The organism is Companilactobacillus huachuanensis (assembly GCF_005404815.1).
Classification (GTDB): domain Bacteria; phylum Bacillota; class Bacilli; order Lactobacillales; family Lactobacillaceae; genus Companilactobacillus; species Companilactobacillus huachuanensis.
Genome location: NZ_BJDF01000005.1, coordinates 1 through 26,495, shown reverse-complemented (window position 1 = coordinate 26,495; position 26,495 = coordinate 1). Strand labels below are relative to the sequence as shown.

Sequence of the window (26,495 nt, the reverse complement as noted above, 5' to 3'; positions counted from 1 at the left end):
TTAAATCAAAGAATTTTAAGGAGAAATATCAATTATGAAAAAACAATTAGTCGTCGTAACTGGTGGTAGTGGATTTATCGCCATCCACATTATTTTACAATTACTTGGGCAAGGTTATGCCGTCAGAACAACAGTCCGTTCACAAGCTAAAGAAGAAATTGTTAAAGAGATGTTAATGAATGGTGGAATCACAGATTTTACTGATCTATCATTTTCTCAAGCAGATTTAACTTCAGATGACAATTGGGAAGAGACCATGGCAGGCGCTACCTACGTAATGCATGTCGCTTCACCAACACCTAAACTTAACTTCAAGAATGAATCGGAAATGATTCGCCCAGCAGTTGATGGAGTTGTACGTGTTTTAAAAGCGGCTCGTGATAACGGAATTAAACGGGTTGTCTTGACCTCAGCATACGGTGCTATTTTTGGAGGTCATAAGAATCGAACAACACCTTATACTGAAAAGGATTGGACTAATTTGGACGCCAAAAATATTCATCCTTATCAAAAATCCAAGACAATGTCAGAAATGGCTGCTTGGGACTTCATTAGGAAAAACGGTCAAGGGTTGGAACTAGCGACAGTCAATCCTGTTGCAGTAATGGGACCAGTTCTTTCTGCTAAGTATTCTCATTCTAATGTGCAAATTCAAGAAATGCTCGAAGGAAAAATCAAGGCTTTACCAAAGGTCAACTCTGGTTATGTTGATGTTCGAGATGTTGCTAGCTTACATATTTTAGCCATGACTTCAAAAAAGGCCAATGGAGAAAGATTTTTAGCAACGACGGGTGAAACTTTATCAATGATGGATGTTGCCAATATTTTACGCGAAGCTTTTCCAGACTATGCAGATAATTTACCGAATAAATTATTACCAAATGCAGTGGTCAAAGCTGCGGCAGTCACTAATCCTAAATTACGTATGATAGCTTCAATTGTCGGTGGTTATGCAGAGACTAGTAATGAAAAAGCTAAATCAATCTTAGGCTGGAATCCTCGTTCTGCTAAAACTTCAATTATCGCAACGGCTCAGTCAATGATTGATTTAGGTATTGTGAAATAACTAAAGCTTGAAAGTTTATTTAAGTATGCCGTTTCCAGAGTTGAGCGTATTCAACTTTACCTTCAGTTAGAAATAAAGAAAGAAGTCATTTTAAACTTAGCAATTGGCCAAGTTCAAAATGACTTCTTTTTTTTTATGTAACACCTGAAGGATGAAGGGTCAAAAAATTAATAGAACCATTGCTGTTACGGCTCTGGAGAGGGTATATTTTACTATTCATTAATCTCTGATTCGATTCTATATGGACTAATGAATTTCTTTAGTAACACGATTGTTCCCAGAAAAAATAGTGAGGCAATAATCGCTGTGACTGGCAGCATATGGAACATACCAGTGGGTAGGACTAAAGCTAGCAATGGGAAAGCAAAAGCTGCCGGTAATTTGATTTTTAATAATTGTAATAAGACGAAAACTAATGGCAATGATATGGCAGCTGATAGTAACCATGACGCAATCATTAAGTGAATTAAAACGCCGATCGTAGCAGCTCCAACTAAAGCAATGAAATGCTTGCTTGCCATTCTCCAGCTGTAATTTGGTTTTTGTAAAACTTCAAAGAAAACAACCATTACTGGAGGAATCGCTGCCATTTGTGGAAATCCGAAGAACCAAACTGCTGTGACCCAAACGACTGCCATAATTGTGAAGATTATCATATGCTCATTTTTGATTGGGGTACTTGGTGTAGTTCCTTTGTAGTGGCCTTGTAAGTAAACTCCAGTCATTAAAAGTGAAGTGAATAGCAGAATAGCAACGATAAATGACCAGTGAGTTGCGTTGATTATGATTGGCAGTAACCCTGTGGCAAATGATGGTGCCAAATTTGAATGTAAGACACGTAATAAAATAAGCATCAACAGTAACCCTAATAGCACCTTTTCAGCGTAAGTTAGTGATAATTGATTAATTAGAAATCCAATAATAGCGGTTCCTGAGGGAGTAAGAAAAATTTTGATTGGTTGATTGATCCAGCCACCATTTTGATAGATCCAAGTTCCGGCCGTCAAAGCTCCAATTTCTGGTAGGATGATTTCCATATCATTCAAAATTGTAGCACTCGCTACCATAAAAATTATGAAAACAAAGCCAATCAAATAATTGCGCGTTTCAGTAGTTGATAGTCTCATATTATTATTACTAAGCTCCTTTGGTTATTTATATTTGGTAACTAAAGGTTGAAAAGTGAAAAATTAATATAGCCATTGTTGTTACAAGCCTAGAGCTAATTTATTTGAATAAGTAGAAGTTTTCATTTTATTATTCCGTTATTAAAAAATAAATTAGTTGGAAGGGCTGAGAGTATTCATTTGCAGCGAAAGTGGCGTTATGACTTTAGTCCTTACACCACCGGGCGTGTTGAAGACTCGCGGTTTTTTGCGAGGCTTCAACCGAGGTTTGAGACCGCTCTTTGGCTCAAACCGTTCCGCGCAGCAATTGAATACTCTCAGCTCTGGAAACGGCATACTTAACTAAACTTTCAACCTTTAATTTGGTAATGGTATTTGAGGATAGATTGATCAATAGTCAATCATCACTAAATTTGTTTGAGAAAAACTAAATAAGTGTAACATATGAGAATAATTTCTGAAAATGTTAGCCGTTATGAGATTTTATAATTTTAACGTTTTCATTTTACAAAAAGATAATATGTACATTTTGGATAAAAGGCTATCTTTAAAAATAAAAGCTACTAAAATGATGGGTGTAAATAGAGCTAGACTAATAATTCGTATAAAAGAGGAGATTTACTGTGGAAGATAAAACTGATAAGTCACTTAGGACTTACGATATAGATAAGATCGATGATGTTTTGTGTGAATTAGACGACTCCAAGATCCGGATAAATGCTTTGATGGATTATAATTTGAAATTGAGCCGCTTGAATGATGAGCAAATTAATAAAAATATGATGTCACATGAATACAGCCGATTGAGTCCGATTATGGAATTGTTGAATACCGATATTTTTGAATCACTGGAAAAAGCAATTGAAATTCTCGATGCACAACACAAAGAAGTTAAAACAGAACAAAGAGTAAAAGTTGAAAGTGCCAAATAGTTTGAAATAACTGTTTAACTTTTTGGTCGAAGTTGACAGTTGTAATTTTAAAAAATGTAGTAGTATTTTTGAGAGAATCATCTTGATTGAAATGTCAGGATGATTTTTTTTGTTGTTTTTGAATATATCAAATAACAATGGGCATAACCTACTGATAATAAAGACAGTAAGATATACTTATGGAATATCTGAATGAATGGGGAACTACATTATATGAAGGTTTTATTTACTTTGGAAATTTTATTATTGCTTATAGCATTGTCGTATGTTGTAAGGGTTTTTTGGCCAGTTCGAGCACAAGTTTTTAATGGTGATGAAGAAATTATCGTATCAATTAGGAATCGTCATAATTTAAAGATTTGTTTGTGCGTTATTGTTGCTATGACAATGTTGTTGATTCTGCACTAGATGAAAAAGACACCTGAATTTTTTAGGTGTCTTTTTGAATTCAAAACTAAAGATCCAAAAATATAATTATTTTGGACATGCAATTTAAAATTGAGGTAATTTCAATTAAAACCACTTTCCATCCTTGCATAAGGATATTCGTTTCGGCATAATTTAAGTACAAATAGAGTTTTGGAGAAAACAAATATGGTGTTAAAGATTAGTAATGATTTGCGTAGTTTACTATTAGCTACAAATTTAGGACGTAGTCGAGATCATCCTTTGGCGGGATGGAATATTCTAACAATTTTATATGGCAATCGTGCTAGTGCTGATATTCCGAGGACACTGGGCTTTATTGTTGATCAGTATAATTCCACTTTCTTGGATGCTAGAGCCGATGAACGTCAGATAACTGATGCGGTCTTAAAAAGTGTCCTCAAGGTATTGGTCGACGAGGCTAAGTTTATCGAAGTATCGCCACGTAAAATTCGTGTACGGATGGTCAGTGGTACTTATCACATGCAGCAAGCTCCGGTTTATCGAATTAGTAGTCGTGGAATCGAATATCTCACGATGATTCCGAAAGTTTTGGATGCTGAGAGTACCGTTACTGCCAATACCGCTCGAATCGAAGAATATTGTGAATTGATTTCCAAATTGAATCAACCATATTTAAATGCTTCCAATACTAAATTATTCAATGATTTTCATAATATGATGTCAGCCTATTCAGATGTCATGAAAGGGATGCACAAATTGGGTGAGGATTTGGATGAAGTTTCCAATGACTTAGCCTTTAATCACGGTGGGAAAGTTTCTGAACATTTGAATCAAATGCTTAATCAAAAGGCATTGCCAGCCTATACTAAATTGATTTCTCAAGGTTCGTTAATTCAACATTTAGCTAAAGATAATAATTTTCCTGACCAAGTTGCTAGAAGTCGGCATGGTTCTGATAGTTTAGAAGTTGATCAGGCAATAAATAATCAGTTGAAATTAACAACTCAAACTCAACGTGATAAAGAATATGTTCAAAATCAATTACAAATATTATCAACCAGTTTTGAACCGACTGCTACGGCGATTGACAGCAGTTATGATTCAATTTATTTAATTTTCCAAACTATTTTGAGTTCAATAAAATTGTTGAGTATTGAGTATGACCATATCAGAGCGCAAACCGTTGATATTAAACAGTTAACTAAACAAATTAACCAGTTGTTAACCCATTATCAAACAGTCAATGTTTCCAAACAGATTCCACGTCATTTAGCTCAAGATCGGCTAGTAGCTGACCCCAGTGATTTGTTGGAAGCCAGCACTTTAGGACCAATTGTTTACAAAGCAGATGTCGCTAATAAGCGAATCGCTACCCTGGAGGATAATCCAATCGTTGCCGAAGATGATGCAGTGGAAGAAAATGTTCAGAATGCTTTGAGTGAATTTCAGGATTTGGTGATGAAAAGTGCGACAGCAGGCGTTATTGAGCATGACTTAGAGCTGGATTCCTTGATGGCACGTGATGAAATTATGCGTTTGTACAGTGCTACTGGCTATACCCATTATGAAAGCTTTGCGCCATTTGGTAGACAAGTTAAGGATGTAACAGCTATCCCAACAACTGGACCAATTTGGCTACATTGTACGAATGAAAAATATAGTGTTCAGCTGCCTAATGGCTTTCACTTTAATTTTTAGGATAGAGGCAGATAAATGACAACTAAATTAAGCAATTTGGAACGTTTAATTATCAATCAACTAATTGACACAGGTTTATTTACAAGTAGTCCTATCAAACCTACTAATGAGATGACTGACGCAGTATTAGCATTGAAGAAAACAATTGTTCAAAATCATATTAATAATTATTTGAATGATTTAATTGGCATCAACCCTGAAAATATTCAGGAAAATTTGTTGTTAACGCTTGGATCTGATTATGAGTCCCCTGAAACAGTCCATGTGTTGCTGGCGACGCTCAAAGCAGTGATTAATTTACCTGAATTGCAAAACAATACTAGTGACCGAGCAGTTTTAACTCAAACCATCGTTCGTCAAGTACGTAGTGAAGTTGTGGATTTGGATGAAAAAGAAGTTCAACGTTTGATTACAGATTTATTTGTTGAGAGGTTCAAACTCTTTACGGTCGATTTTCCAGATTTGGTACAGAGTGAACAAAATCAAGAAATCTCAGAATATTGGAATATCAGTCCGGACTTTAATTTATTTGCACAGGCAATTATTAATCGGTTAACTAGTAGGCAAGAGATTGTTATGTCAGATGTTCAACGAGTTAATCAGGCTCTTTTGATCAATCGTTATATTAGTCCCAAAATGTCACCACACTTATGGGGAGTATTGCTGGATAAAAAGAATAAGATTGCCGAACAGTGGGAAAATTTAGACCGATTTGATTTGGAATGTGGGGATGACTATGCCTTACTGTTGGATAAAAAGCGACAGCAAGTTAAGTCAAGACCGGCAGTAGTTGCAATCGATGTAGCGCATGAAATTCATGCCGGTATTTCTGAAAATGAATTGAATCAGATGATCAAGGATAATATTGAAAAACTATTTCCTAGTAAAAAAATAACCGTTAGCCAGGTGAAGGAATCCCTAAATAACTTTGATCTGATTAAGGTAAAACATGATTTTGTCTATCCGGCACCAATCATCAAGCGTTTTTCAATAGAAGATAAAATATCGCAGGAGCAGATACATGAATAAAGAAACTTTAAGACCGGTCAGTTTTCATCTAAGAAATTTTAACAATTATACGATGCTAAATATGCCAGCCTCACAGAACGGCAATTTAACGTTGATTGGTGAGAATGCCGCGGGAAAAACAACATTAGCTAACTGTTTCTTTCCAATGTTAATTGATGGGTCAATTGCGACGCCCTCATTTAATCCTGCTAAGGGAACAGACCGCTTAGACAAAACGACCACGCGTAATAGTGCTAATGACACTCGTAACTTTGAAGGGATGCTGTTAGGTTGGGGTAGTGGGGCGATGAAAGTTCGAACCGGTTATAGTTATATGCTAATGGAATCAGAAAAAAGGCAAGTAATTGTGGGTATTGGTGCACATCGTGCTGTCGGTGAAAGTAGAAAACCCACATGGTGGTTTGTAGCAATTAATGAGGATTTGAGTAATGAATTATCAATACAAACAACTGATGAGGTTGGTCGGAGCCTTGAGAAAGATGAATTTATAGATCGTAATCAGGATTTGGCAGGTATTTTTAAGATCTTTTCACAAGTTAATGAATTTCAAAATTATGTCTCAGAAAAAATTTATGGATTTACTAATCCTAAAAGTCTCAATCAATTGGCAATTACTTATCGATTGTTGGCATCTCCAATTCTAACTGCTGGTAATGCCCGTTTGACTCCTATTTTGGAGGCCATGAAAAATGCTCAAGAGGGTATCGATACGCAAGTGATTGATTTCGTGGCCAATACGCAACGTGATGTGAATCGGAAGAAGGCCATTCTTGAAAGGTTGACGCGAGCCGAAAAACGTTTGATACGACTAAAAAAAGAAATATTTTGGCGCAATTTGAATCGACTGAAGGAATTAACGTTAGATCCTTATGGGGATAATCATGACAAATTGACAAAGCAAAGTAACATGAAGGAACATGACCAGCATAAACTTGACGATTACGTAAGACAGTTGGGAATTTTACAACCAATGCTGCAACAGTCTGAAGAATTAGTACAGGATTTGCAGAAGAAAATGGCTGAACAAAAGACTATTGAAGAGTTACGTCATGGTAAACAAGATCAAGTTAAATCTATAATGCAACGTTTGGCAGTTTATGAAAGTTTGAAGAAGCAGTATGACAGACAACAAGCTGAATTAGAAACATCACAGAAAAGAATGGATCAGTTAAAAGCACGCGAGAATGAGTTTATTCAACAAGTGATTCCGTTACAAAACAGAATTACTGACTTAACTGATTTGACACAATTACAACAGGCTACTCAGGGAAATGATCTCGATAAGTTAGTCGTAGGTTTAGACCATTATCTTCGTAGGATTAAGAATCTCAAAGTTAAATATGATGGGATTCAACAGAATCAAAAGCATTTGAGTGAAGACATTGAGATTGTTACTGAAATCCGTGAGAATATGGATGGGAAAATTGATTTACGTACCAATGGACCGGTAGTTGGGCGAATTAGACCAGGATTGCATCAAGATAACTTGGAGGTTCATAATGCTGGTGCCAACAAAATGAGTTTGCGACACGCTGCATTAGAGCAGGAACGAAAGGATTTGTTGGCAACTAATCCTGATTTGCAAAGGTTTCTTAATACTGAAGCCTTGTTTAAAGAATTGAAGGAAATCTCCGAACAGTTGAAGCAATTCAACAAAGACTTGAATAATATTAAATCTGAAATTGATAAGCAGGATTATCAGTTTAATGTAATCAAAAAAGGTCTCGATGAATCAGTTAATAGATTGGAATTGGAATATAAGAATTTTGATATTGATGAACAAAATAAAGAAATTGAGGATTTAAGAATAGAAATTGATGCTTTAGTAATTGATCCGAAATTAGGCAATAAAATTGTGAATGCCAAAGATGCTCAAGCCAAATATCAACAATCAGAACGGGAATTGAATAATAAAAAGACAGCCACTCAAACTAGAATTGAAGGCTTAGTTCAAAGAATTACTGAGTTAGAGAATATTTTAACAAAATTGGCTGATCAAACGGAAGCTGACCTGAAAATTCTGGAGCCATATATGATTGATGGGATTGAATTGGAGAAGATTACTGAAACTATGAGGTTCGTTGACTCTAAACGTAGCGATATCCGTAGTCACAGTTTTAATGATCTTTCTTCAAAAATCAGTTATATCATTCGTCATGATAATGAAAATGGAATTGATCCGTATGCATTAGATTCGATTTTTGAAGATCGTGGGCACACTGATATTGCCAGTTCTATGAGACAACAGCGCTCTATCAATCATGGGGATTTACAAATTGTTCCGTTCGATATTAAGCATGCGCAGAAATTAATTGTGGATGATAAAGAGGCAGTTGAGAAATCGTTGGAGCAATTAAATTCAGGTAACGAAGCGGCCCAGATGACGTATATCGAGGCAGCAGCACATCAAATTTCTGATCAATATGATTTAATTGACGGATATAATGAAGTGTTGGCTCATGGCGTTCAAAAGTCTCAAGGTATTCAATTGAAAGTTTGATTGGATCCTGTTAATGTTGGACAACAAGTCATTGACGAGGCCCGTGACAATACTTTGTCCAATCGTCCGGCACTGTTAAAAGAAGTCCAACAACGTCTAGAAAGACTGGCAAATGATGTCAAGGTTGCCAATGATAATGAACAGTTTATGGAAGAAGCCCATCAACTGCTAGATATCAGACAGTGGTCAGATTTTCAAATTTGGATTCACCGTAAACAGGCAGATGTCGGTGAATTTGAACTGGTAGATGATAAATTCGTTCAATCTGGTGGTTCAGGTGCTGAAAAGGCGCAGGCCATGGTTCTTCCGCTGTTATTAGTCCCTAAGATGGTTCTAAACCGTTCGAAGAAAATTGATGCACCTCATATGGTAATGTTTGATGAGTTTGCGGATAAACTTGATCCAGAGACAGCCAAGTCGTTTGCCAAGACAATTGATCACTTTGGTTTCAACTTTATTGCAACGATGCCAAGCGGTGCTCAAAATAAAGTTTTAGCTGATGGTGTGGAAAACATTGCCTATGACGTAATTGCTCCAGCTAAGAAAAATGACGGTAAATTTCATAAAAATATAGTCCGTGAAGCAATGATTTGGCAAGAGGCATAAAAATGAGTCGTTATACAGAAAAGTATCAAACGGAGACTGGAAAGAGTTTACCTGAAGGTGCAGAAAAGTTAGATGTTTTGTTCGATAAAATAGAACATAATATTTTTTTGCCACCAAGAGGACAGCAGGCAGTTGACCTAGGATTCACTGCTCATACGCTGAATGATCCGAAAGAGAATCCAGCAATTTATCGCTATTATCAGTGGATCTTGAAACATATTTTTGCAGATCATCCGATTAATGAATTGACCTCAAAACTCGTTGGTATGTCTTTCGTCAGTGCCAATATTTTTGAAACTAATTTGCCACAACCGATAACATTGAACCCTTGGCAAATTGAACGGATGACAGAGGTTTCATTAATGACAGACAAGGCAATTATTATTGAGAATAATGGAGTGTTTATTTGGTTGTATAATCGTCACCCTAATTGGCCGTTGATTAATCAATCGGGAAATGATTTTAACGAAGCATACAATCAATTGTTAATCAGATTATCTAATAATAAATTAAAAATGACTTATCTTGGCGATTTGGATAGTAATGGCATAAGGATTGCTGATCATCTTTCAACAATTTTGCATCAAAACATATTTGAAATTCAATCTTCAAAGAGAGTGTTCGATTGGCTTATTAGATTTGGTAAAACCGGTATTCGTCGGACAAAATTACTGGAAGTTAAGAACAAAACTATGCAAGAAGAAATGGAATCCATTCATACACTCCATAAGTTTGTTGAACAGGAACAGTTGATTTCTGAATATGAAACGTTGATAGAACGATGGTTAAAGAAAAACACGTTGGATTAATTTCCAACGTGTTTTTATATAGCATCGATAAATCCGTTATAAATAATATTATATTGTGCCCCTGCCAGACCATACAAGTAGATTTTTTCTTTCATGGTTAATTTATATGGTTTCAAACTAATCAAATGTTTATTCAATTCCTCAAGGTATAAATAAGATAGTCCGGATTTATAAATACTTTTAATTGGATTCTTATATTGTTGAACATAATTTCGGACTTCATCCATATAAGGTGACTCGAAACGTTCTTCAATCGTTTTAGGAGCGTACTTTTTATCAAAATTAATCAAAGCATCATGAATTAAAAATCTAACTAAATCGATTTTGTTAGGAAAGTATCGGTAAAAGGTGGATCTAGCAACACCAGCCTTAGAAACGAGTTCTTTGACAGTAATTCTTGAAAAGTCCTTCTTCTCCATTAAAATTAGCAGGGCTTCTTTTAAAGATTCAAAAATAATTTGTTTTTCTTCGTCGCGCTTGTTCATGGACATACCTCCTTCTTTGTCCCGATTTTTGAAGTTTCCAACTGTTATATTTTAGACATTAAGAGAAGGGAAGTTCAATCATGAATAAAATTATTAAAACCAAACTGACCATTAACAACTTGAAGTTTACCATTCGCGAGTCAGGTGAAGAAAACAAAGGCAGTTTGATTGTGTTTCTACATGGTTTTCCAGAAAGTTCATTGATGTGGGAAAGTACAATGTTATATTTTTCTGACAATGGTTATCGAGTTGTGGCACCAGATCAGCGAGGATATTCTGCAGGTGCTCGTCCGGAAGGAATTGAAAATTATAGTATGGATTTATTGGCCAATGATGTTGTAAGCCTTGCCCAAGAATTAGGATATGAAAAATTTCATTTAGTTGCTCACGACATCGGTTCATTGGTTGGCTGGACAGTTGCTGCCAAATATCCAGAAAAACTTTTATCATGGACTTCATTGTCAGTTCCAGATTGGCCCGCTTATGTTTGGGCGTTACAAAATGATCCAACTCAAAGAGAAAAGGGGGCTTACGTCAGTCGTTTCCAAGTACCTGGTGAATCTGAAAAGTTAATTTCATCAAATGACTATGCAATTTTGAAGAAACTATGGGCTGGATTTGACGAAAGTGAGATAGCATCATACTTAAAACTTTATTCACAAGAAGACATGTTGACGAGTGTTATCAATTGGTATCGTGCCTTATTCCAAATTAAAAATCAGGTCGATTATAGTGTAATCACGACCAATACCGTTTTGATTTGGGGAAACAAGGATTTGGCTATAAGTCGTGCGGGTATTGAACGTAATGCAAGTTATATGAAAGGTAAATATGAGATGGTTGAACTAAACGCCTCTCATTGGTTAACAGAGTTCAATAATGATGAAATTAATGAACTGATTTATAACAATATTTCTGGAAAGGATTTTGGATAATTTTTAGAAAATAATATGTCTGTGTGATGTTATTATATGAAAAAAATCGCTAGTCAATTAAGACTAACGATTTTCTAATAGTCCGGCTTTAAATATTAACATATTTAGCATACTTTATAGAAGCATCTTTCTTTTGCTTACTTGTAATTTCGACGTAAATATTTAATGTCGTTCTATAAGCCATTTTATAATAAGCATGTCATAATTGATTTTGAACGCAGTGGAATCTTTTTCGTCTAAATTTTTTTTATTTCGGTCATTTTATTACTCCTAATTTAGCGTAGGAACGCATACTATGGAGTATAGGTATTTAAAATTGGTAAAAAAATAAGCCTAATGCAGGCTTATTTTTTGTGTGAGAATTAATTATTCGGACATCCAGTCATAAGATTCATTGACTGCGTCATCTAATTTGGTCATCTTATCATTGAAATCATAATAGCTACCATTTGGATATGATACAAAACTTCCTAGTTTTTTAATTCGCAAATAAGCTTTCTCATATCCCTTGGTATCATATTTACCAGTATCATTTGTTTTCATTTTTCCTAAAGCTTTTTTAAGCACATCAAGTTCATCATTTGCATCTGAAATTTTAGCAGAGTTATAAGAAACTGCATCAGCAACCACAGTATCAACGTCGAAATCATCAGAATCATCAGAACTATCAATTTCATCGCCCCAATACTGGTATTCGCTAGTACCAATTTCTTCCATTTTTCCGCCTGCACTCAAATAAGTTTTTGTAAACTTTTCAGATGAAGATTTGAAATTTTTGTTCTTTTGTTTATTAACTCTTTCAGTAGCTGCTTCAGCATTATTTATTTTAGTCGCTGATATTGAAATTGAGATTATACTTAAAGCTAAAAAGGAAGCTGCAATTATCATGCCTATTTTTCCCGTTCTGGTTGGACCTTGCTTTTTTATTATTTTTCCGACTAGCCAAGTAATAAAGAACCCGATCACAACTAACAAAATAAGTATAAAAGCGTATACACTAATTGTTAATAAAGTTTCCATAATTTCCCCCATAACGATATATTTTTAATTTTAAGTATATCAGAAGGAATGTGATAAATTACCAGTCACTTGAATCTTTTAGTGACAAATATTGGTGTAAACAAGATAAACGGCTGAAGCTGAAATATTATTCCAAAAAGTTGGATAGCATGATTTTATATGGTTATTGTACCAATCGAATTCCTCATAAGTTTTTGTCTGCACATCATCAAAAGTATAAAGAATAGAATCACGATATTGTATGTACCATTCTAAATTCAGATTATCTCTATACCGGAAATTGGTAGATAATTTTAATACCAGTGGAAGATAAATATTTTTTCAAAAACTAGATAATTGGGTAATCAAGTATTTAAAGCACCAAATTTTAATTAAGGTCTTTAAGGTAAATAATAAAGGTGGTGGACTTTTTTTGTTTTTTTATTTGTGTAAAACAAATATTAAAAACAAGGATATTAACCAGAGCAAAATCCAAAGTAACAAGAAGAATACACATAAATCCGATGAAAAGAAGAAAGATATTATAGTTAACCAAAAGAAAAGTATACGAACTGATTTGATGACTTTATAATTTGTTAAAGTATATACTACCGACATCATCTTTTTTAACATGCTATTCTAGTTTTCTTTCACGTTTTTTTAGTAATTCTTTTAATTCTGAAATATCATTTAGGGTAGCTCTGTTATTAATAAAACTTTTTGCGGACGATTGTGAACGCAAGTATCTCATACGCTCCTTGTTATTTTCGTTCCATTTTTCATTTGATTTTACACGTGATTCTGGTAATTTATCTGTTATTTTTTTTACCTTACAATTAAATAGATTATTCCAAGAATAAATAAACCAATTACAAACCATTGATACCATTTTGTTGGTTTATTAAGTTCAAATACAATTTTTGTGTTTTCATTTTGATATGTTTTTTTCATGATGCAAAACTCCTCAAATGGATACAATTTAAGTACACAAAGGCTAAGTCCCTGAGGGCTTCCCTTTTTTGATTAGATTGAGAACTTCATTAATTCAAAGAGGTTTATGGTGAACTGGATTTTTAAAGTTCTTTTTGTTTCCCACAATACCGTGCTTGTTACCTTATTCTTATTGCAATACACTACATGCAGTGTGAATACAAGCATATCAGGAAATTAATTTAAAAATATAAAAAAACCCACCAGTCATAATCGACCGATGGCTTTAGGCCAACTCCCACACTTGTCTTTATATTATTTTTAAGGGTCCGGGTAGTGGTCCGGTTTAGTTGAATTACATTGATTTTTATAGAATCCTTAATTTGTGAGAATGTCTATATACCACGATTTAGTGGCGTATAGAAACTTATTGAACTCATACAATTGGGCATATTGGGTTCGAACCAATAAATTGCGGATTCAGAGTCCGCTGCCTTACCATTTGGCGAATGCCCACTAACAGTAAAATGTTATAAAAAAATGACCTTAATGTCAAGGGCATTCAAAATAAATAATTCAATTTAGTGAATTTAGTCGTTTAAATGCTGAATCGCATAGTCAGCTTGATCCACCGTAAACTTCTCATTCTTGTCAGAAATTAAGACCTCACGAATTTTAGCAGGAGAGAATCCTAAGTCACGCTGATAATTTTTAGCTGTAATCAGGGCATTCTGATTGTAATCAACTTGTAAGTTATCCACCGCATATTGAGCTTGCTTAACTGTAAATTTTCCTTTGCTGATAAGTTGATCGTAAATACCCTGTTTTGACATATTTTGAGAATCTGAATATTCTTTTCCTTTCAGCAGCGCGTTTTGATCATAGTCAATTTTCACATGCTTTATGGCATAGTTAATTGCAGACTTTGAATAATGTTTGCTAGTGAGCTGATCCACCAGGTCTTGTTTTGACATATGCATCACGTCAGAATAATTTTGAACTTGCTTTAAGGCCGACTTTCCCCGTTTTGGAACTGGGACTTCCGTTTGAATTCTAGAGGTCGCTGGACTACTAGTAGTAGTTCGTAACGAGAAAATGGCAATAGGTATCAATGCCAAAAAAAGCAAGCTGATAATACACAAAAGGATAATTTGTTTTCGATTTAAATTCTGTCTTTTTTGAGGTTTCAAAATAATTACCTCCACGTATTTTTCAAAATATTTACACTTTAAATTATAGTCGAAAGCTTGTGAAATCACTTGCTTGATTTGCCAAACCGCCAAGCTTTATAATAAATATTTTTATAATGCTTTACGCTTACAACCACAAGGAAAACTCGCTTTTTACGTTTCCGACAAATTGTCAAAATTATTGCTCAATAAATCTCGAGATATAACCATATCGTGGTGTTAATGTGTTACATTATTTAATGGAGTGAAATAATTATTTTTGTGAGGTGAAGTAATGGAGAAAAGCGAGATATTAGTGACGACGACTGAACATGTACCTGGACGTGACTACGAAATTATCGGTGAAGTCTTTGGTTTGACGACACAATCGAAAAACGTAGTTAGAAATATCGGCGCTGGATTCAAAAACATTGTCGGTGGTGAGATTAAAGCTTACACCGAATTACTAACTGAGGCTCGTGATATTGCAATTGACCGTTTGCGTCAAAATGCAATGGATATGGGAGCTGACGGAGTAGTAATGATGCGTTTTGATTCTGACTCGATTAGTGCAGACATGGAAACAGTTGCAGCGTATGGTACCGCAGTAAAATTTAAGTAAGGTGATTGTAATGGCATTAGAATATAATAAAAGTTCTTTATCAGCTTGTACTAGTATTTTGATTGGTAAGAAAGCAACCGTTGATGGTTCAACTATCATCGGCAGAAACGAAGACGCCAAAGCTTCATGGCCTAAGCACTTTGTTATTCACGACCATAAAGAATTTACTGATGATCAAAAATTCGTTTCTAAAGCCAATGACTTTAAAATGGACCTGCCTAAAATTCGCTATAAATATTCTGCTACTCCTGAATGGACCTTTGAAGAAGGATTATTTGAAGAGGATGGTTTTAACGAATATGGCGTTGGAATGAGTGCTACTGAAAGTGCTTATTCAAACCAACGTGTTTTAGGCGTTGACCCTCTTGATAAAAATGGTATTGGCGAAGAAGCCATGATCACAGTTGTTTTGCCTTATGTTAAAACTGCTCGGGAAGGTGTTTTACGACTAGGTAAAATTATAGAAGATCATGGTACTTGTGAGACTAACGGAGTGCTCTTCTCTGATAAAGATGAAGTTTGGTATTTCGAAAGTGGATCGGGTCACTATTGGGTTGCACAACGTATCCCCGACGATAGTTATGCAGTGGTTGCCAACCAACTAGCAATTCAAGAAATTGATTTTAATGATTCTGACAATTTTATGTATCGTAAAGATATTAAAAAATTTGTTACTGAAAATCATTTGAATACTAGACCTGATGGTTTTAACTTCAGAGAAATTTTTGGAACACATAATTTATCTGATGAAATTTACAGCACTCCCCGTGTTTGGTGGGGGCAACAACAATTCTCAGGTCAGACAAATGAGAGTCCTGAGAGTGAAGATTTGGCTTTTGTTAAGAAAGCCAATCGTCTGTTGAGTGTTGATGATGCACAAGATTATTTAGCATCTCATTATCAAAAGACCGAATTCGATCCTTTGAATCATTCTGCTAATAATAAACGGTACCGTCCAATTAGTTTAGCTAAAACTCAGGAGTCTCATGTCTTACAGATCAGACCTGATATGATTCCTGAAATCGCCTGTGTTCAATGGCTAGCCATGGGTGTCGCTTCACAAAGTGTTTATGTGCCATTCTATATGGGGATGACCGACACGCCTGAAGAGTACAAACTTGGTGAGCTACCATATGATAGTAAGTCAGCTTATTGGACTTACAAATTGGCTGGTGTTTTGTTGGACGGTCACTACAAAGAACTTGGAAAAGATTTCCAAGCCAAGCAAGAGGACATCAATATCACACTTCGTAAGAAGTTAAATGATTTTGATCGGGAAGCCTTAAGCAAAGATGATGATAAATTACCTAATTATTTAACTGAAGCGTCATTTGAAATGGCAAAAGTTTCACTTGATGGCTATAAAGAGCTCATTGCTCAATTAATTACGGACTCGACTGATTTTTCACCTCTAAACTTCAAGACAGATATGAATTTATAGAAATTATAATTTTGTACATTGAAAATTAAATGAGGGGTTTTAAAAATGGATGATGGTAATTCGCCGAAGAAGACAATCACATTATTTAGTTTAATAATGATGATCTTTACGGCAATCTTTGGATTTGCTAATACAACTGTTGCTTATGAACAGATGGGATTAGCTAGTATTTTGTGGTATGTATTTGCTGCTGTTTTCTTCTTCCTACCTGTAGGATTTATGATGGCAGAGTATGGTTCCGCCTTTAACGAAGCAAAGGGTGGAATTTATTCATGGATTGATGGAGCTGTTGGTGCAAAATGGGCCTTCATTGGTACATTTATGTGGCTAGCTTCATGGGAAGTTTGGCTAGTGTCAACTTCTTCAAAAGTTTGGATTCCTTTATCGACAATGTTTGCTGGACATGATACAACTCAAACATGGAGTATGTTCGGACTTTCAGCAACACAAGTTATTGGTATCCTTGCGGTACTCTGGATCGTTTTTGTCACATACACAGCAACACAGGGTATGGACAAAATTGCTAAAGTTTCAAATTTCGGGGGAATTATGATGATTGTCTTACAAGTCGTCTTCTTCCTTTTGAGTTTGTCAGTACTCTTTATGTCAGGATTTCATACTGCTGAACCAATTCACGGACTAGATACATTTGTCCACTCAGCAAATCCAGCATTTGCTTCTCCACTAGGCATGGTTTCATTTATCGTTTATGCAATCTTTGCATACGGTGGTATGGAATCTGTCGGTGGTGTTACTGATAGTATGAAGAATCCTAAGAAAGATTTCCCACGTGGTGTTTTGATTTCAGCAATTGCAATTACAGTGCTTTATTCACTAACAATTCTTTGCTGGGCAATGAGTGCTAACTGGAATTCAGTTGTTTCAAAAGGTAATGTTAACTTGGGTAATATTACTTATGTTATGATGAGTAACCTTGGTTATACCTTTGGTACACATATCGGATTAGGTAGTGCTGCCGCTCTTACTTTAGGTGAGTGGCTAGCACGTTTCACAGGCTTTGACATGTTCATTCTTTACATGGGTGCATTCTTCGTTTTGATCTATTCACCATTGAAATCTTTCGTTTTAGGTACTCCCAAAGATTTCTGGCCTGCTAAAGTAACTAAGTTAAACAAACATGGTATGCCTGCGTATGCAATGTGGGTACAAGCTATCGTTGTTATTGTCCTTATCTTGATTGTTGATATGGGTGGTAAAAACGCCAAAGCACTTTATAATGTTTTGACATTGATGGCTAACGTTTCAACTACTGTACCTTACTTGTTCTTAGTTGGTGCATATCCATTCTTTAACTTGAATAAAGATATTGAAAAACCATATTTATTCTATAAAAACAAAAAAGCTATGTGGACAGTTACTACAATTGTCTTCTTAGTCTTAGCTTTCGCAGTTATCTTCACGGTACTTCAACCAATTATGGAAGGTGCCTATACTGATGCACTTTGGACAATGATTGGACCAGTTGTCTTCGGTCTTGTCGGATTCATTTTGTATTACAGATATGAACATAAGCATGGTAAAAATACGGCTCGTGTTGATGCTGAAAATGATTAAATAGTATTTTAAGAAACAGATTTTATCGAAATTTGATAAGGTCTGTTTTTTTGTGTTGTGTTGAAACGTGACAAAGTAACAAGTAATTTTATAAGATAATCTACAAGTTAAATAACTCACAAAAAGGGAGGTGAATGGTATGAAAAGAAAGATAATGATGGCGGCAACTGGATTGTCCGCAGGAACTTTGATGACAACAGCTATGGTGAATCCAAAATTGGTTTCTGATCTGATGAGGGTAGAGACGGTCAGGGCAGAGGAGATTAGTGATAGTTCACAAAATATCAATGAAATCATGCCAGACAGAAACTTGCGAGTTGCTATTGCTGTAATGATAGAGAAACCACTTTCTGCTGATAGATTAACAATGAATGATTTACAAAATTCAAGACTAACGGATTTAATGCTTCGCGGTAATAAATATTACAGTTTGCAAGGAATTGAAAACGTGACTGCATTAAAGCATTTAACGATAAGTAATACATCAATCCAAGATATTTCAATGCTTGATAAAGTGCAGGGATTAAATTATTTATTCCTATCAGGTAATAAGATAACTAATTTTGACGTTTTATCTAATATACGAGGTATTAAACACGTTGATAGTAATGTAAGTGTTCAACAAAATGCCATTCCTTTAGATGCGTATAATTCAGTTCTGAATTTGTCATCGTATGTGGGTAATAATAAAGATGGTGTAATAACAATCAATGAAATAACGATTAATGGTGAGAAGAGAGATTACGTATATAATCAAGATTCAAGAACGATTGAATTCGATGATTTACTCAGTAGTAGTCAAGCTATTGATGGGAATCACTCAGGTGAAATCACGATCGAATTGGTGCAGAAATTGCCTAATCTTGTACTGGGTTCCGGAATGTCAGGAATTACAACAACAATCACACAGCCATATACTATCAATAAGTATGACCCAGTTATCAAAGTAGAGAGTACAGACATAGAAATTAACAGTTCATGGAATGAAAATGATAATTTTATAAGTGCAACGGATGAATTCAATAGACCAATTTCCATTGATCAACTTGAGATTGAAAATAATGTTGATACTTCAAAGGTTGGAACTTATGAAGTAACTTATACGTACAATGGAAATCCGGAAACGGCAGTAACGGCAGAAGTTGAAGTAAAAGATTCTTCAGATACTGGGACAGATACAGATGAAGGAGATTCAAATGTAACTGGAATCGATAAAACAAATATCATGACTGACCAAAAATCATTAAATATTTATAGTTTGAATGGCACCAAAACAGGTGAAAAGAAACTAACAGAAGAAATAACTGATTTTTCTACAAAGGAATTAAACGAAATCAATGGAATTAAGTATTATAAACTTGATGGCAGCGATAACGAATGGGTAAAAGCCGATGATGTCAAAGTATTTTACTTCAATGACTCTCAAATTCAGACCCATGGTGATTCAATTAAAGAATTAACCAAATTTAGAAACTCTGGAGTGTTTGAAGATAGAGCTTTAGGAGAAATGTCTAATTGGTATACAGATCGTTATGCATATTTCCAAGGCGAATGGCATCATAGAGTTTCAACACACGAGTGGGTTCATGATGACCACGTGGTAGAATATCAAAGTGTTAAAGGAACCGTGCAAGCCAATGAAATTGCACAACTCTATAACAGTAAAGGCAAGAAGTCGTCCGATAGAGCATTAGGCAAAGGTGCAGTTTTCTTCACAGATAAGTCAGCAACAATCAATGGAGAAAAAATGTATCGCGTGTCGACAGATGAGTGGGTTGCTGAAAGTTCAGTAACTTTCAAATAATCGAATATGGTTGATAATATACAAAATTAGAAAACTAAAGGTTGAAAGTTTAGTTAAGTATGCCGTTTCCAGAGCTGAGAGTATTCAATTGCTGCGCGGAACGGTCCGAGCCAAAAGGCGGTCTCGGACCTCGGTTGAAGCCTCGCAAAAACCGCGAGTCTTCAACACGCCCGGTGGTGTAATTGCTGAAGCAATAACGCCACTTTCGCGGCAAATGAATACGCTCAGCTCTTCCAACTAGTTTATTCTTTTATGGCAGGAATATTAAAACTAAGACTTGTGATTATTTAAAAAAATTAGATCTAAATCTTTAACAACAATGGTTATATTAGTTTTTCACCTTTCAACCTTTTGTTAGAAAATTAAAATAGAAGTCATTCTTCACTTAGGTAAATTTCCAGAGTGAAAAATGGCTTCTATTTTTTATTATCACTGAATATCTAAGATATATATATTCTTTTAAAAAAATAAATAAATTAGTCGGAAGAACAGAGAGCATTAACCGGCTGTGGGTGTGGCGTTACGGCTTCAGCCGTTACACCACCGGGCGAGTTTGGAGACTTACCGGTCTATGGTAAGGCTTCAAACCGAGATTCGAGACCGCTCCCCAGGCTCGAATCGGTCCGCATAGCAGGTTAATACTCTCTGTTCTGGAGACGGCAGTAATAAATAACCTACCCGCTTCATTTATGTATAATCATTTCAAAAATACAAAATAATATCTAAAATATGAAATTATGTTGCATTTTTAGGCGAGACCACTTATAATTCATCTTGTAGAAAGCGATTACATATACGCAAAAAGGAGATTAATATTATGACAGTTTCTATCGGTATTATTTTAGTTCTATGTGTTTATGTCAGTTTAGCTGTTTTGGATCAAATATCCATGCAGCTCGGTCCTTATTCACCATTATTTGGTGGAGCCATTACTGGTTTAGTAATGGGAGATTTAAAAACAGGTTTGATGGTTGGAGCAACATTACAATTGATGACCTTAGGTGTTGCCACTTTCGGTGGTGCGACTGTTCCTGATTTTCTAACTGGATCAGTTATGGGGACGGCTTATGCAATTCTAGCTAACAAAGGTGCGTCATATGGTATTGGATTGGCAGTTCCAATTGGACTGCTTTTAACACAAACAGATATCTTGGCACGTATGGCAAATACCTTTTTCCAGCATCGAGCAGATAAGTTTGCTGAGGAAGGTAATTATCGAAAAGTTGAAATGCAAAATATCTGGGGGATAATTCCTTGGGTCGTATCACGTGTTATTCCGGTAGCAATCGGATTGTTCTTTGGACAAAGTGTTGTTTCAGCAATTAATAGTTTTATTCCAATGTGGTTCATGGATGGATTGAAGACTGCTGGTGCGATTCTTCCCGCAATGGGTATTGCAATTTTGATGCGTTATCTTCCGATTAAGAAGTACTTCCCATTCTTCATTATTGGTTTTGTCATGATGGCTTATGGTGGTAAGAGTTTTTCAATCTTGGGAGCTGCGTTAGTTGGTTTAGCTATGGCTGCAATTTACGTAATTTTCAAGAGACAACCTGCAACAACTTCTACAGATACAAGTTCAAGCACAGTAAACTCTGATGATGATGACGAGGTAGAAATCGATGACTAAATTAACAGATAAAGACATTAAAAAAGTCTATTGGCGAAATTTATTCGGACTGCAATGGGGCTGGAACTATGAAAGAATGCAAGGATTAGGATATTCATGGGTCGTTATGCCAGCGTTAAAAGTTCTGTATAAAGACGATAAGGAAGCCATGAAAACAGCTTTGAAGACACAGCTAGGTTTCTTTAATACTAGTCAACCAATGTCACATTTGATTATTGGTGCCGATTTAGGTATTGAAGAGAAGACTGGAATGAGCGACCCTGAAGCAATCGTTGGACTGAAAACTGGTCTAATGGGACCTTTTGCCGGTGTTGGAGATACTATTTTCTTAGCAATTTATCGAGCAATTGTTTTTTCAATCGCTTCATATATGGCATTATCAGGTTCGACGTTAGGGATGTTATTACCTATCGTAGCTGGATTAGCAATTTTATGGGTCAGGTATAAATTTACTTGGATCGGTTATAACCAAGGGACTAAATTGGCAACCGAGTTTGCTGGTCGGATGAAGACATTGACCGAAGGCGCATCCATTTTAGGATTAACAGTTGTAGGCGCCTTGATTCCATCAGTTATTAATTATTCCCTTGACCTTAAATATAAAATGGGAAAAGTTACACTGAATATTGATGATATGTTAAATCAAATCTTGCCTGCTTTAGTGCCACTAGCAATCGTAATGTTTTCATATTGGTTATTAGGTAAAAAGAAAATGAATTCAACAAGATTAATTTTTGTACTAATTGCATTAGGAATGGTTCTAGGAAATCTAAAACGTATTTTTGGAATGTAAATAAATTATTAATATGAGGAGATATTATTATGGCAGTTATTCATGCAAGAGTAGATGAAAGATTAATTCACGGACAGGTAGCAACAGTTTGGACAAATTTACTTGGTGCAAATCGCATTATTGTCGTCAATGATCAAGTGGTTCATGATGACATGCAGATCAACGCTTTGAAATTGGCACGTCCCACAGGAGTTAAGTTATCGATCCTTTCGGTGAATAAAGGTATTGTTAACCTACAGAATGGTAAGTATGATGGTGATAACGCCTTTCTAATTACCCGTAATATTCAGGATATGAAGGCATTGATTGACGGAGGAGTCGATCTTAAACAGTTCAATGTTGGTAACATTTCATCAAAGCCAGGGTCTAAAGCAATTAAAAAGTCAGTTGCTTTAACAGACGAAGATATTAAGAACGTTCAGGCCTTACTAGCTAGTGGAATTAAAATCACCGCCCAAATGGTACCTGGTGAAAGTGATGCCTCCATTGAAACTTTTCTAAAATAATAAGTGGGTGTATATAGTGATTCTAGAAAAAATTGAACAACGTTATAAATCGTTGAGTAGACAACAAAAATTATTGGCAGATTATGTTCTAAAAAATCCCAAAGAAGTTATGAATTCAACATCCAAGGAGTTAGCAGAGAAGAGTGGTGTTTCAACTGCGACAGTTGTTAGATTTGCACAACAACTGGATTTAGATTCTTTTGCAGATTTTAAAATTGCGATTGCCAGTCAATTATCTTCTGGAAAAGTAATTGTTGATACTGTGATTGAAAAAGATGATACGTCTAAAATCATGTCTGAAAAATTGGAGCAAGTTTATGCATCAAGCATTCAAAAATCTTTTTCGATGATTAAGGAAGCTGATTTAAATCATGCAGTTGAGTTAATAAATAAGGCGACTCACGTGTACATACTTGGAGTTGGAACATCCGGATTAATTGCATATGACTTGTATCATAAATTGAATCGGTATGGGATAAAAACTTTTTATGAAACTGATGCCCATATGAATTTGGAGTTTTTGACGAATGCCACTAAGGATGATGTTGTTGTTGCAATTTCTTATTCTGGAAAAACTAAAGAAGTTGGTATTGGTGCTGAATATGCCAAAGAACATCATATACCAGTAATAGCGATAACTAGAGAAGATACACCGCTGGTTGAAAATAGTGATGTTTGCCTATGTATACCTGATAATGAACGAACGATTCGTGTTGCCGCAATTGCTTCTAAAATTTCTACTATGTATATAACTGATCTGTTATTTATTAGTGTGATGCAATTGAGATATGGTGGGATGAAGGAATCGGCTATCCGGACCAACCAATTGATAAATAAATTAAAAGAAAAATAGGAATAAGGCCAATGAACGTAGAAGATGTAACAAATTTAAAAACTGAATCTCGTAATCCAAACACCACAAATATCGGAAAAATGAATGGGTATGAAGTTGCTAAATTGATCAATAGTGAAGATTTTGCTATTACCAAAGCTATTGAAAAAGTTACTGATGCAATTGGTATGGCTATTGAACAGGCTGCAACAAATTTTCAAAATAATGGACGATTAATTTATATTGGCGCTGGAACTTCTGGAAGACTTGGCGCTTTAGATGCGATTGAATTGACACCAACCTACGGCGTGCCAGCTACTAGAGCTTTTGGACTTCTTGCAGGGGGCGAGAAAGCTATGTATGCGGCTGTTGAGGGGGCTGAAGATTCAAAAGAATTAGCAATTGAAGATTTAAAGAATGTCAATCTTAATTCTAATGACGTTGTTATCAGTTTGTCAGCAAGTGGTCGTACACCATATGCCTTATCGGCAATCGAATATGGAAACAAAATTGGTAGTCTAACTATTGCCGTTATTTGTAATCCAGACAGTCCCATGGCAAAAGCCAGCGATGTGGCAATTGCACCAGTTGTGGGTCCGGAGGTTGTAACGGGTTCAACTAGAATGAAAGCTGGATCAGCACAAAAGATGATTCTGAATATTTTATCGACCGGAATCATGATCAAATCCGGTTACGTCTATGAAAATCTGATGATCAATGTTCAACCGACTAATGAAAAATTAGTGGCCAGATCAATCAGTATTATTGAACAGATTTTACAAGTTAAAGAAGCAGTTGCCAGAGAAATTTTTAATGACTCACATAAGAATATTGCGGTTGGACTTATTATGTTCAAACTCAATTTATCTTACGAAGATGCTATGAGCTTATTTGAAAAGAATCACCGAAATATCCATAAGATTGTTGGAATGGATAATTAATTAAAATTGGTAACTAAAGGTTGAAAGTTTAGGTAACTATGCCGTATGCCGTTTCCAGAGCTGAGAGTATTCATATGCTGCGCGGAACGGCCCGAGCCTGGGAAGCGGTCTCGAACCTCGGTTGAAGCCTCGCAAAAACCGCGAGTCTTCAACACGCCCGGTGGTGTAATTGCTGAAGCAATAACGCCACTTTCGCGGCAAATGAATACTCTCAGCTCTTCCAACTAGTTTATTTTTTTTATGGAAGAAATAATAAAATGAAAACTTATGAGTATTTAAATAAATTAGCTTCAGGATTGCACCAATAATGTTTATATTAATTTTTCACCTTTCAAACTTGACTTGGCAATTGTGTATTAATTCCCCCCGTTCTTGGGTAGTTAATACACATTTTTTTTGGAATGATAATAATGAAAATTAAAAGGAAGTACCACAAACTATACTTGAGAAAGGCGGTCTCATAAAACGATAATTCCTCCCAGTGTTGAAAACTGGTTTCCTTATCTTGAGATTCTTATGAATAAAATCATCTTGTATGTTTTAGTAATTGTTTTTTCAAATACCGTTGGAGCGATTTCAGGCATGGGCGGTGGTGTAATAATTAAGCCAGTTTTAGATGCTTTGAGTCATGATCCATTAGTGGCAATTAATTTTTATTCAAGTTTTGCAGTTTTTGTCATGTCAATTGTTTCCACAATCAAGAATACTAAGCAAAATATTGATTTTAATTGGGGAGAAGTTTTGTATCTTTCCATGGGGTCACTATTTGGCGGTAAATTAGGTGACTGGTTATTTATGCTTCTCCAAGGCGTTTTGAATAATGACCAACGTTTGAATTTGATTCAAATTATTGTCGTCGTTGTCAGCTTGGTTTTAGCATTATTATTCGCAAAAAAGAGCGGTTGGCAATTCTCCAAACGGATGACCACTATTCTATTTATTTTGAGCGGAGTTTTCTTAGGAACGCTGTCAACATTCTTAGGTATCGGTGGCGGACCAATTAATGTGGCATTATTGATTTTCTTATTTAATTTTGACGCCAAAAATGCCGCAATTTACTCCATCGCTTCAATCTTTTTTTCACAGTTTATGAAGTTGAGTTCACTCGTACCTGTGTTGCATAAATTGCCAATTGATTTACATTTATTACCATTTATAATGATTTCGGCAATTGTCGGTGGGTATTTAGGATCAACTATCAGTGCAAAGGTGTCGAATAAGTTTGTACTCGGTCTGTATAAAGTCGTAGTTATTTTCGTGATTGGATTAAATGTTTATAATGGTTTAGTTATTTTGAATATTATCTAAAGGGTTATGCCGTTTCCAGAGCTGAAAGTATTCATATGCTGCGCGGTACGATTCGAGCCAAAAAGCGGTCTCGAATCTCGGTTGAAGCCTCGCAAAACCCGCGAGTCTTCAACACGCCCGGTGGTGTAATTGCTGAAGCAATAACGCCACTTTCGCTGCAAATGAATACTTTCATCTCTTCCAACTAGTGGAGCGTAGCTCTCACATTTATATTTAATCAACCTTCAAGTTTTGGATAAAGTGAATGTAATTTTATACGTGCATCTGCAGTTGTGAATTGCCAATCTATTGATAAATTTTTAGCATTACGTTCACTACACCATGCTGCTACTTCTTGTTTTAATTGTTCCATTTCTGGAATTCGCCTG

Annotated in this window: 23 protein-coding genes, 1 tRNA gene and 1 pseudogene; 19 read left to right on the top strand and 6 right to left on the bottom strand. The window is 35.5% G+C overall.

Annotated features, from left to right (window positions below; translation table 11 throughout):
* Positions 1–34 precede the first annotated feature (34 nt).
* Positions 35–1,066 carry an SDR family oxidoreductase gene (locus FFM71_RS03920; protein ID WP_137610886.1) on the top strand — a complete coding sequence of 344 codons (1,032 nt, stop codon included), beginning with the start codon at positions 35–37 and terminating at the stop codon, positions 1,064–1,066.
* A gap of 212 nt (positions 1,067–1,278) precedes the next feature.
* Here the strand turns inward: FFM71_RS03920 and FFM71_RS03915 are convergent, their stop codons facing one another.
* Positions 1,279–2,193: a hypothetical protein gene (locus FFM71_RS03915; protein WP_137610885.1), complete on the bottom strand. Its 915-nt coding sequence runs from the start codon at positions 2,191–2,193 to the stop codon at positions 1,279–1,281.
* A 623-nt stretch (positions 2,194–2,816) separates the two neighbouring features.
* Here FFM71_RS03915 and FFM71_RS03910 point away from each other — a divergent pair.
* From FFM71_RS03910 to FFM71_RS03880, 7 genes are all read left to right on the top strand, one after another.
* Positions 2,817–3,125 carry a hypothetical protein gene (locus FFM71_RS03910; protein WP_137610884.1) on the top strand — a complete coding sequence of 103 codons (309 nt, stop codon included), beginning with the start codon at positions 2,817–2,819 and terminating at the stop codon, positions 3,123–3,125.
* A gap of 213 nt (positions 3,126–3,338) precedes the next feature.
* Positions 3,339–3,533, top strand: a complete 195-nt coding sequence (locus FFM71_RS03905; RefSeq protein WP_137610883.1) for a hypothetical protein — start codon at positions 3,339–3,341, stop codon at positions 3,531–3,533.
* A 186-nt stretch (positions 3,534–3,719) separates the two neighbouring features.
* The gene (locus tag FFM71_RS03900) at positions 3,720–5,213 is read left to right on the top strand and encodes a hypothetical protein (protein WP_137610882.1); all 1,494 of its coding nucleotides are present in this window, start codon (positions 3,720–3,722) and stop codon (positions 5,211–5,213) included.
* 15 nt (positions 5,214–5,228) lie between these two features.
* A complete protein-coding gene (locus FFM71_RS03895) occupies positions 5,229–6,242 on the top strand; it encodes a hypothetical protein (RefSeq protein WP_137610881.1) in 1,014 nt (337 codons plus the stop codon).
* Complete coding sequence (locus FFM71_RS03890) at positions 6,235–8,742, top strand: hypothetical protein (protein ID WP_137610880.1); 2,508 nt, start codon at positions 6,235–6,237, stop codon at positions 8,740–8,742. The genes FFM71_RS03895 and FFM71_RS03890 overlap by 8 nt, the downstream gene beginning before the upstream one ends.
* Positions 8,743–9,348: an SbcC/MukB-like Walker B domain-containing protein gene (locus tag FFM71_RS03885; protein ID WP_137610879.1), complete on the top strand. Its 606-nt coding sequence runs from the start codon at positions 8,743–8,745 to the stop codon at positions 9,346–9,348. It begins immediately after the preceding gene.
* A gap of 2 nt (positions 9,349–9,350) precedes the next feature.
* The gene (locus FFM71_RS03880) at positions 9,351–10,157 is read left to right on the top strand and encodes a DUF2399 domain-containing protein (protein WP_137610878.1); all 807 of its coding nucleotides are present in this window, start codon (positions 9,351–9,353) and stop codon (positions 10,155–10,157) included.
* Positions 10,158–10,171: 14 nt separating this feature from the next.
* On the opposite strand, the gene FFM71_RS03875 is transcribed toward FFM71_RS03880, so the two are convergent.
* Positions 10,172–10,642, bottom strand: coding sequence for a TetR/AcrR family transcriptional regulator (locus FFM71_RS03875; RefSeq protein WP_137610877.1), 471 nt, complete (start codon positions 10,640–10,642; stop codon positions 10,172–10,174).
* 80 nt (positions 10,643–10,722) lie between these two features.
* Here FFM71_RS03875 and FFM71_RS03870 point away from each other — a divergent pair, with 80 nt between their 5' ends.
* The gene (locus FFM71_RS03870; protein ID WP_137610876.1) at positions 10,723–11,577 is read left to right on the top strand and encodes an alpha/beta fold hydrolase; all 855 of its coding nucleotides are present in this window, start codon (positions 10,723–10,725) and stop codon (positions 11,575–11,577) included.
* Between the two features lie 366 nt (positions 11,578–11,943).
* Here the strand turns inward: FFM71_RS03870 and FFM71_RS03865 are convergent, their stop codons facing one another.
* The 3 genes from FFM71_RS03865 to FFM71_RS03850 form a co-directional block, all read right to left on the bottom strand.
* The gene (locus FFM71_RS03865) at positions 11,944–12,597 is read right to left on the bottom strand and encodes a hypothetical protein (protein ID WP_137610875.1); all 654 of its coding nucleotides are present in this window, start codon (positions 12,595–12,597) and stop codon (positions 11,944–11,946) included.
* A gap of 1,353 nt (positions 12,598–13,950) precedes the next feature.
* Positions 13,951–14,022 (bottom strand) — tRNA-Gln (locus tag FFM71_RS03855).
* Between the two features lie 74 nt (positions 14,023–14,096).
* Positions 14,097–14,696, bottom strand: a complete 600-nt coding sequence (locus FFM71_RS03850) for an Ltp family lipoprotein (RefSeq protein ID WP_137610874.1) — start codon at positions 14,694–14,696, stop codon at positions 14,097–14,099.
* Positions 14,697–14,970: 274 nt separating this feature from the next.
* Here FFM71_RS03850 and FFM71_RS03845 point away from each other — a divergent pair, with 274 nt between their 5' ends.
* The 10 genes from FFM71_RS03845 to FFM71_RS03800 all read left to right on the top strand — a co-directional run bounded on the left by FFM71_RS03845 (position 14,971) and on the right by FFM71_RS03800 (position 26,127).
* Positions 14,971–15,297, top strand: a complete 327-nt coding sequence (locus FFM71_RS03845; protein ID WP_137610873.1) for a heavy metal-binding domain-containing protein — start codon at positions 14,971–14,973, stop codon at positions 15,295–15,297.
* A gap of 10 nt (positions 15,298–15,307) precedes the next feature.
* The gene (locus tag FFM71_RS03840; protein ID WP_137610872.1) at positions 15,308–16,738 is read left to right on the top strand and encodes a C69 family dipeptidase; all 1,431 of its coding nucleotides are present in this window, start codon (positions 15,308–15,310) and stop codon (positions 16,736–16,738) included.
* A 45-nt stretch (positions 16,739–16,783) separates the two neighbouring features.
* Positions 16,784–18,313: a glutamate/gamma-aminobutyrate family transporter YjeM gene (gene yjeM, locus FFM71_RS03835; RefSeq protein ID WP_137610871.1), complete on the top strand. Its 1,530-nt coding sequence runs from the start codon at positions 16,784–16,786 to the stop codon at positions 18,311–18,313.
* A 139-nt stretch (positions 18,314–18,452) separates the two neighbouring features.
* Positions 18,453–20,117, top strand: coding sequence for a bacterial Ig-like domain-containing protein (locus FFM71_RS03830; protein WP_137610870.1), 1,665 nt, complete (start codon positions 18,453–18,455; stop codon positions 20,115–20,117).
* An 817-nt stretch (positions 20,118–20,934) separates the two neighbouring features.
* Entirely contained in the window at positions 20,935–21,747 is an 813-nt protein-coding gene (locus FFM71_RS03825) for a PTS mannose/fructose/sorbose/N-acetylgalactosamine transporter subunit IIC (RefSeq protein WP_137610869.1), read from the top strand.
* Complete coding sequence (locus FFM71_RS03820) at positions 21,740–22,540, top strand: PTS system mannose/fructose/sorbose family transporter subunit IID (protein ID WP_041500786.1); 801 nt, start codon at positions 21,740–21,742, stop codon at positions 22,538–22,540. Before FFM71_RS03825 ends, FFM71_RS03820 begins: the two co-directional genes overlap by 8 nt.
* Before the next feature lie 29 nt (positions 22,541–22,569).
* Positions 22,570–23,046, top strand: coding sequence for a PTS sugar transporter subunit IIB (locus FFM71_RS03815; protein ID WP_137610868.1), 477 nt, complete (start codon positions 22,570–22,572; stop codon positions 23,044–23,046).
* A gap of 16 nt (positions 23,047–23,062) precedes the next feature.
* Positions 23,063–23,899, top strand: a complete 837-nt coding sequence (locus FFM71_RS03810) for a MurR/RpiR family transcriptional regulator (RefSeq protein ID WP_171000463.1) — start codon at positions 23,063–23,065, stop codon at positions 23,897–23,899.
* A gap of 11 nt (positions 23,900–23,910) precedes the next feature.
* Entirely contained in the window at positions 23,911–24,819 is a 909-nt protein-coding gene (murQ, locus tag FFM71_RS03805) for an N-acetylmuramic acid 6-phosphate etherase (protein ID WP_137610866.1), read from the top strand.
* A 516-nt stretch (positions 24,820–25,335) separates the two neighbouring features.
* On the top strand, positions 25,336–26,127 hold the full coding sequence (locus tag FFM71_RS03800; protein WP_137610865.1) for a sulfite exporter TauE/SafE family protein: 792 nt from the start codon (positions 25,336–25,338) through the stop codon (positions 26,125–26,127).
* A 217-nt stretch (positions 26,128–26,344) separates the two neighbouring features.
* On the opposite strand, the pseudogene FFM71_RS13595 reads toward FFM71_RS03800, so the two are convergent.
* Positions 26,345–26,495, bottom strand: a pseudogene (locus tag FFM71_RS13595) (IS630 family transposase); the annotation flags it as partial.

What these genes read in the sequence shown, in the direction of transcription:
- FFM71_RS03920 (WP_137610886.1), top strand. Translation starts at nt 35, where the DNA reads ATGAAAAAACAATTAGTCGTCGTAACTGGTGGTAGTGGATTTATCGCC.
- FFM71_RS03915 (WP_137610885.1), bottom strand. Translation starts at nt 2,193, where the DNA reads ATGAGACTATCAACTACTGAAACGCGCAATTATTTGATTGGCTTTGTT.
- FFM71_RS03905 (WP_137610883.1), top strand. Translation starts at nt 3,339, where the DNA reads ATGAAGGTTTTATTTACTTTGGAAATTTTATTATTGCTTATAGCATTG.
- FFM71_RS03900 (WP_137610882.1), top strand. Translation starts at nt 3,720, where the DNA reads ATGGTGTTAAAGATTAGTAATGATTTGCGTAGTTTACTATTAGCTACA.
- FFM71_RS03895 (WP_137610881.1), top strand. Translation starts at nt 5,229, where the DNA reads ATGACAACTAAATTAAGCAATTTGGAACGTTTAATTATCAATCAACTA.
- FFM71_RS03890 (WP_137610880.1), top strand. Translation starts at nt 6,235, where the DNA reads ATGAATAAAGAAACTTTAAGACCGGTCAGTTTTCATCTAAGAAATTTT.
- FFM71_RS03880 (WP_137610878.1), top strand. Translation starts at nt 9,351, where the DNA reads ATGAGTCGTTATACAGAAAAGTATCAAACGGAGACTGGAAAGAGTTTA.
- FFM71_RS03875 (WP_137610877.1), bottom strand. Translation starts at nt 10,642, where the DNA reads ATGAACAAGCGCGACGAAGAAAAACAAATTATTTTTGAATCTTTAAAA.
- FFM71_RS03870 (WP_137610876.1), top strand. Translation starts at nt 10,723, where the DNA reads ATGAATAAAATTATTAAAACCAAACTGACCATTAACAACTTGAAGTTT.
- FFM71_RS03865 (WP_137610875.1), bottom strand. Translation starts at nt 12,597, where the DNA reads ATGGAAACTTTATTAACAATTAGTGTATACGCTTTTATACTTATTTTG.
- FFM71_RS03845 (WP_137610873.1), top strand. Translation starts at nt 14,971, where the DNA reads ATGGAGAAAAGCGAGATATTAGTGACGACGACTGAACATGTACCTGGA.
- FFM71_RS03840 (WP_137610872.1), top strand. Translation starts at nt 15,308, where the DNA reads ATGGCATTAGAATATAATAAAAGTTCTTTATCAGCTTGTACTAGTATT.
- yjeM (WP_137610871.1), top strand. Translation starts at nt 16,784, where the DNA reads ATGGATGATGGTAATTCGCCGAAGAAGACAATCACATTATTTAGTTTA.
- FFM71_RS03830 (WP_137610870.1), top strand. Translation starts at nt 18,453, where the DNA reads ATGAAAAGAAAGATAATGATGGCGGCAACTGGATTGTCCGCAGGAACT.
- FFM71_RS03825 (WP_137610869.1), top strand. Translation starts at nt 20,935, where the DNA reads ATGACAGTTTCTATCGGTATTATTTTAGTTCTATGTGTTTATGTCAGT.
- FFM71_RS03820 (WP_041500786.1), top strand. Translation starts at nt 21,740, where the DNA reads ATGACTAAATTAACAGATAAAGACATTAAAAAAGTCTATTGGCGAAAT.
- FFM71_RS03815 (WP_137610868.1), top strand. Translation starts at nt 22,570, where the DNA reads ATGGCAGTTATTCATGCAAGAGTAGATGAAAGATTAATTCACGGACAG.
- murQ (WP_137610866.1), top strand. Translation starts at nt 23,911, where the DNA reads ATGAACGTAGAAGATGTAACAAATTTAAAAACTGAATCTCGTAATCCA.
- FFM71_RS03800 (WP_137610865.1), top strand. Translation starts at nt 25,336, where the DNA reads ATGAATAAAATCATCTTGTATGTTTTAGTAATTGTTTTTTCAAATACC.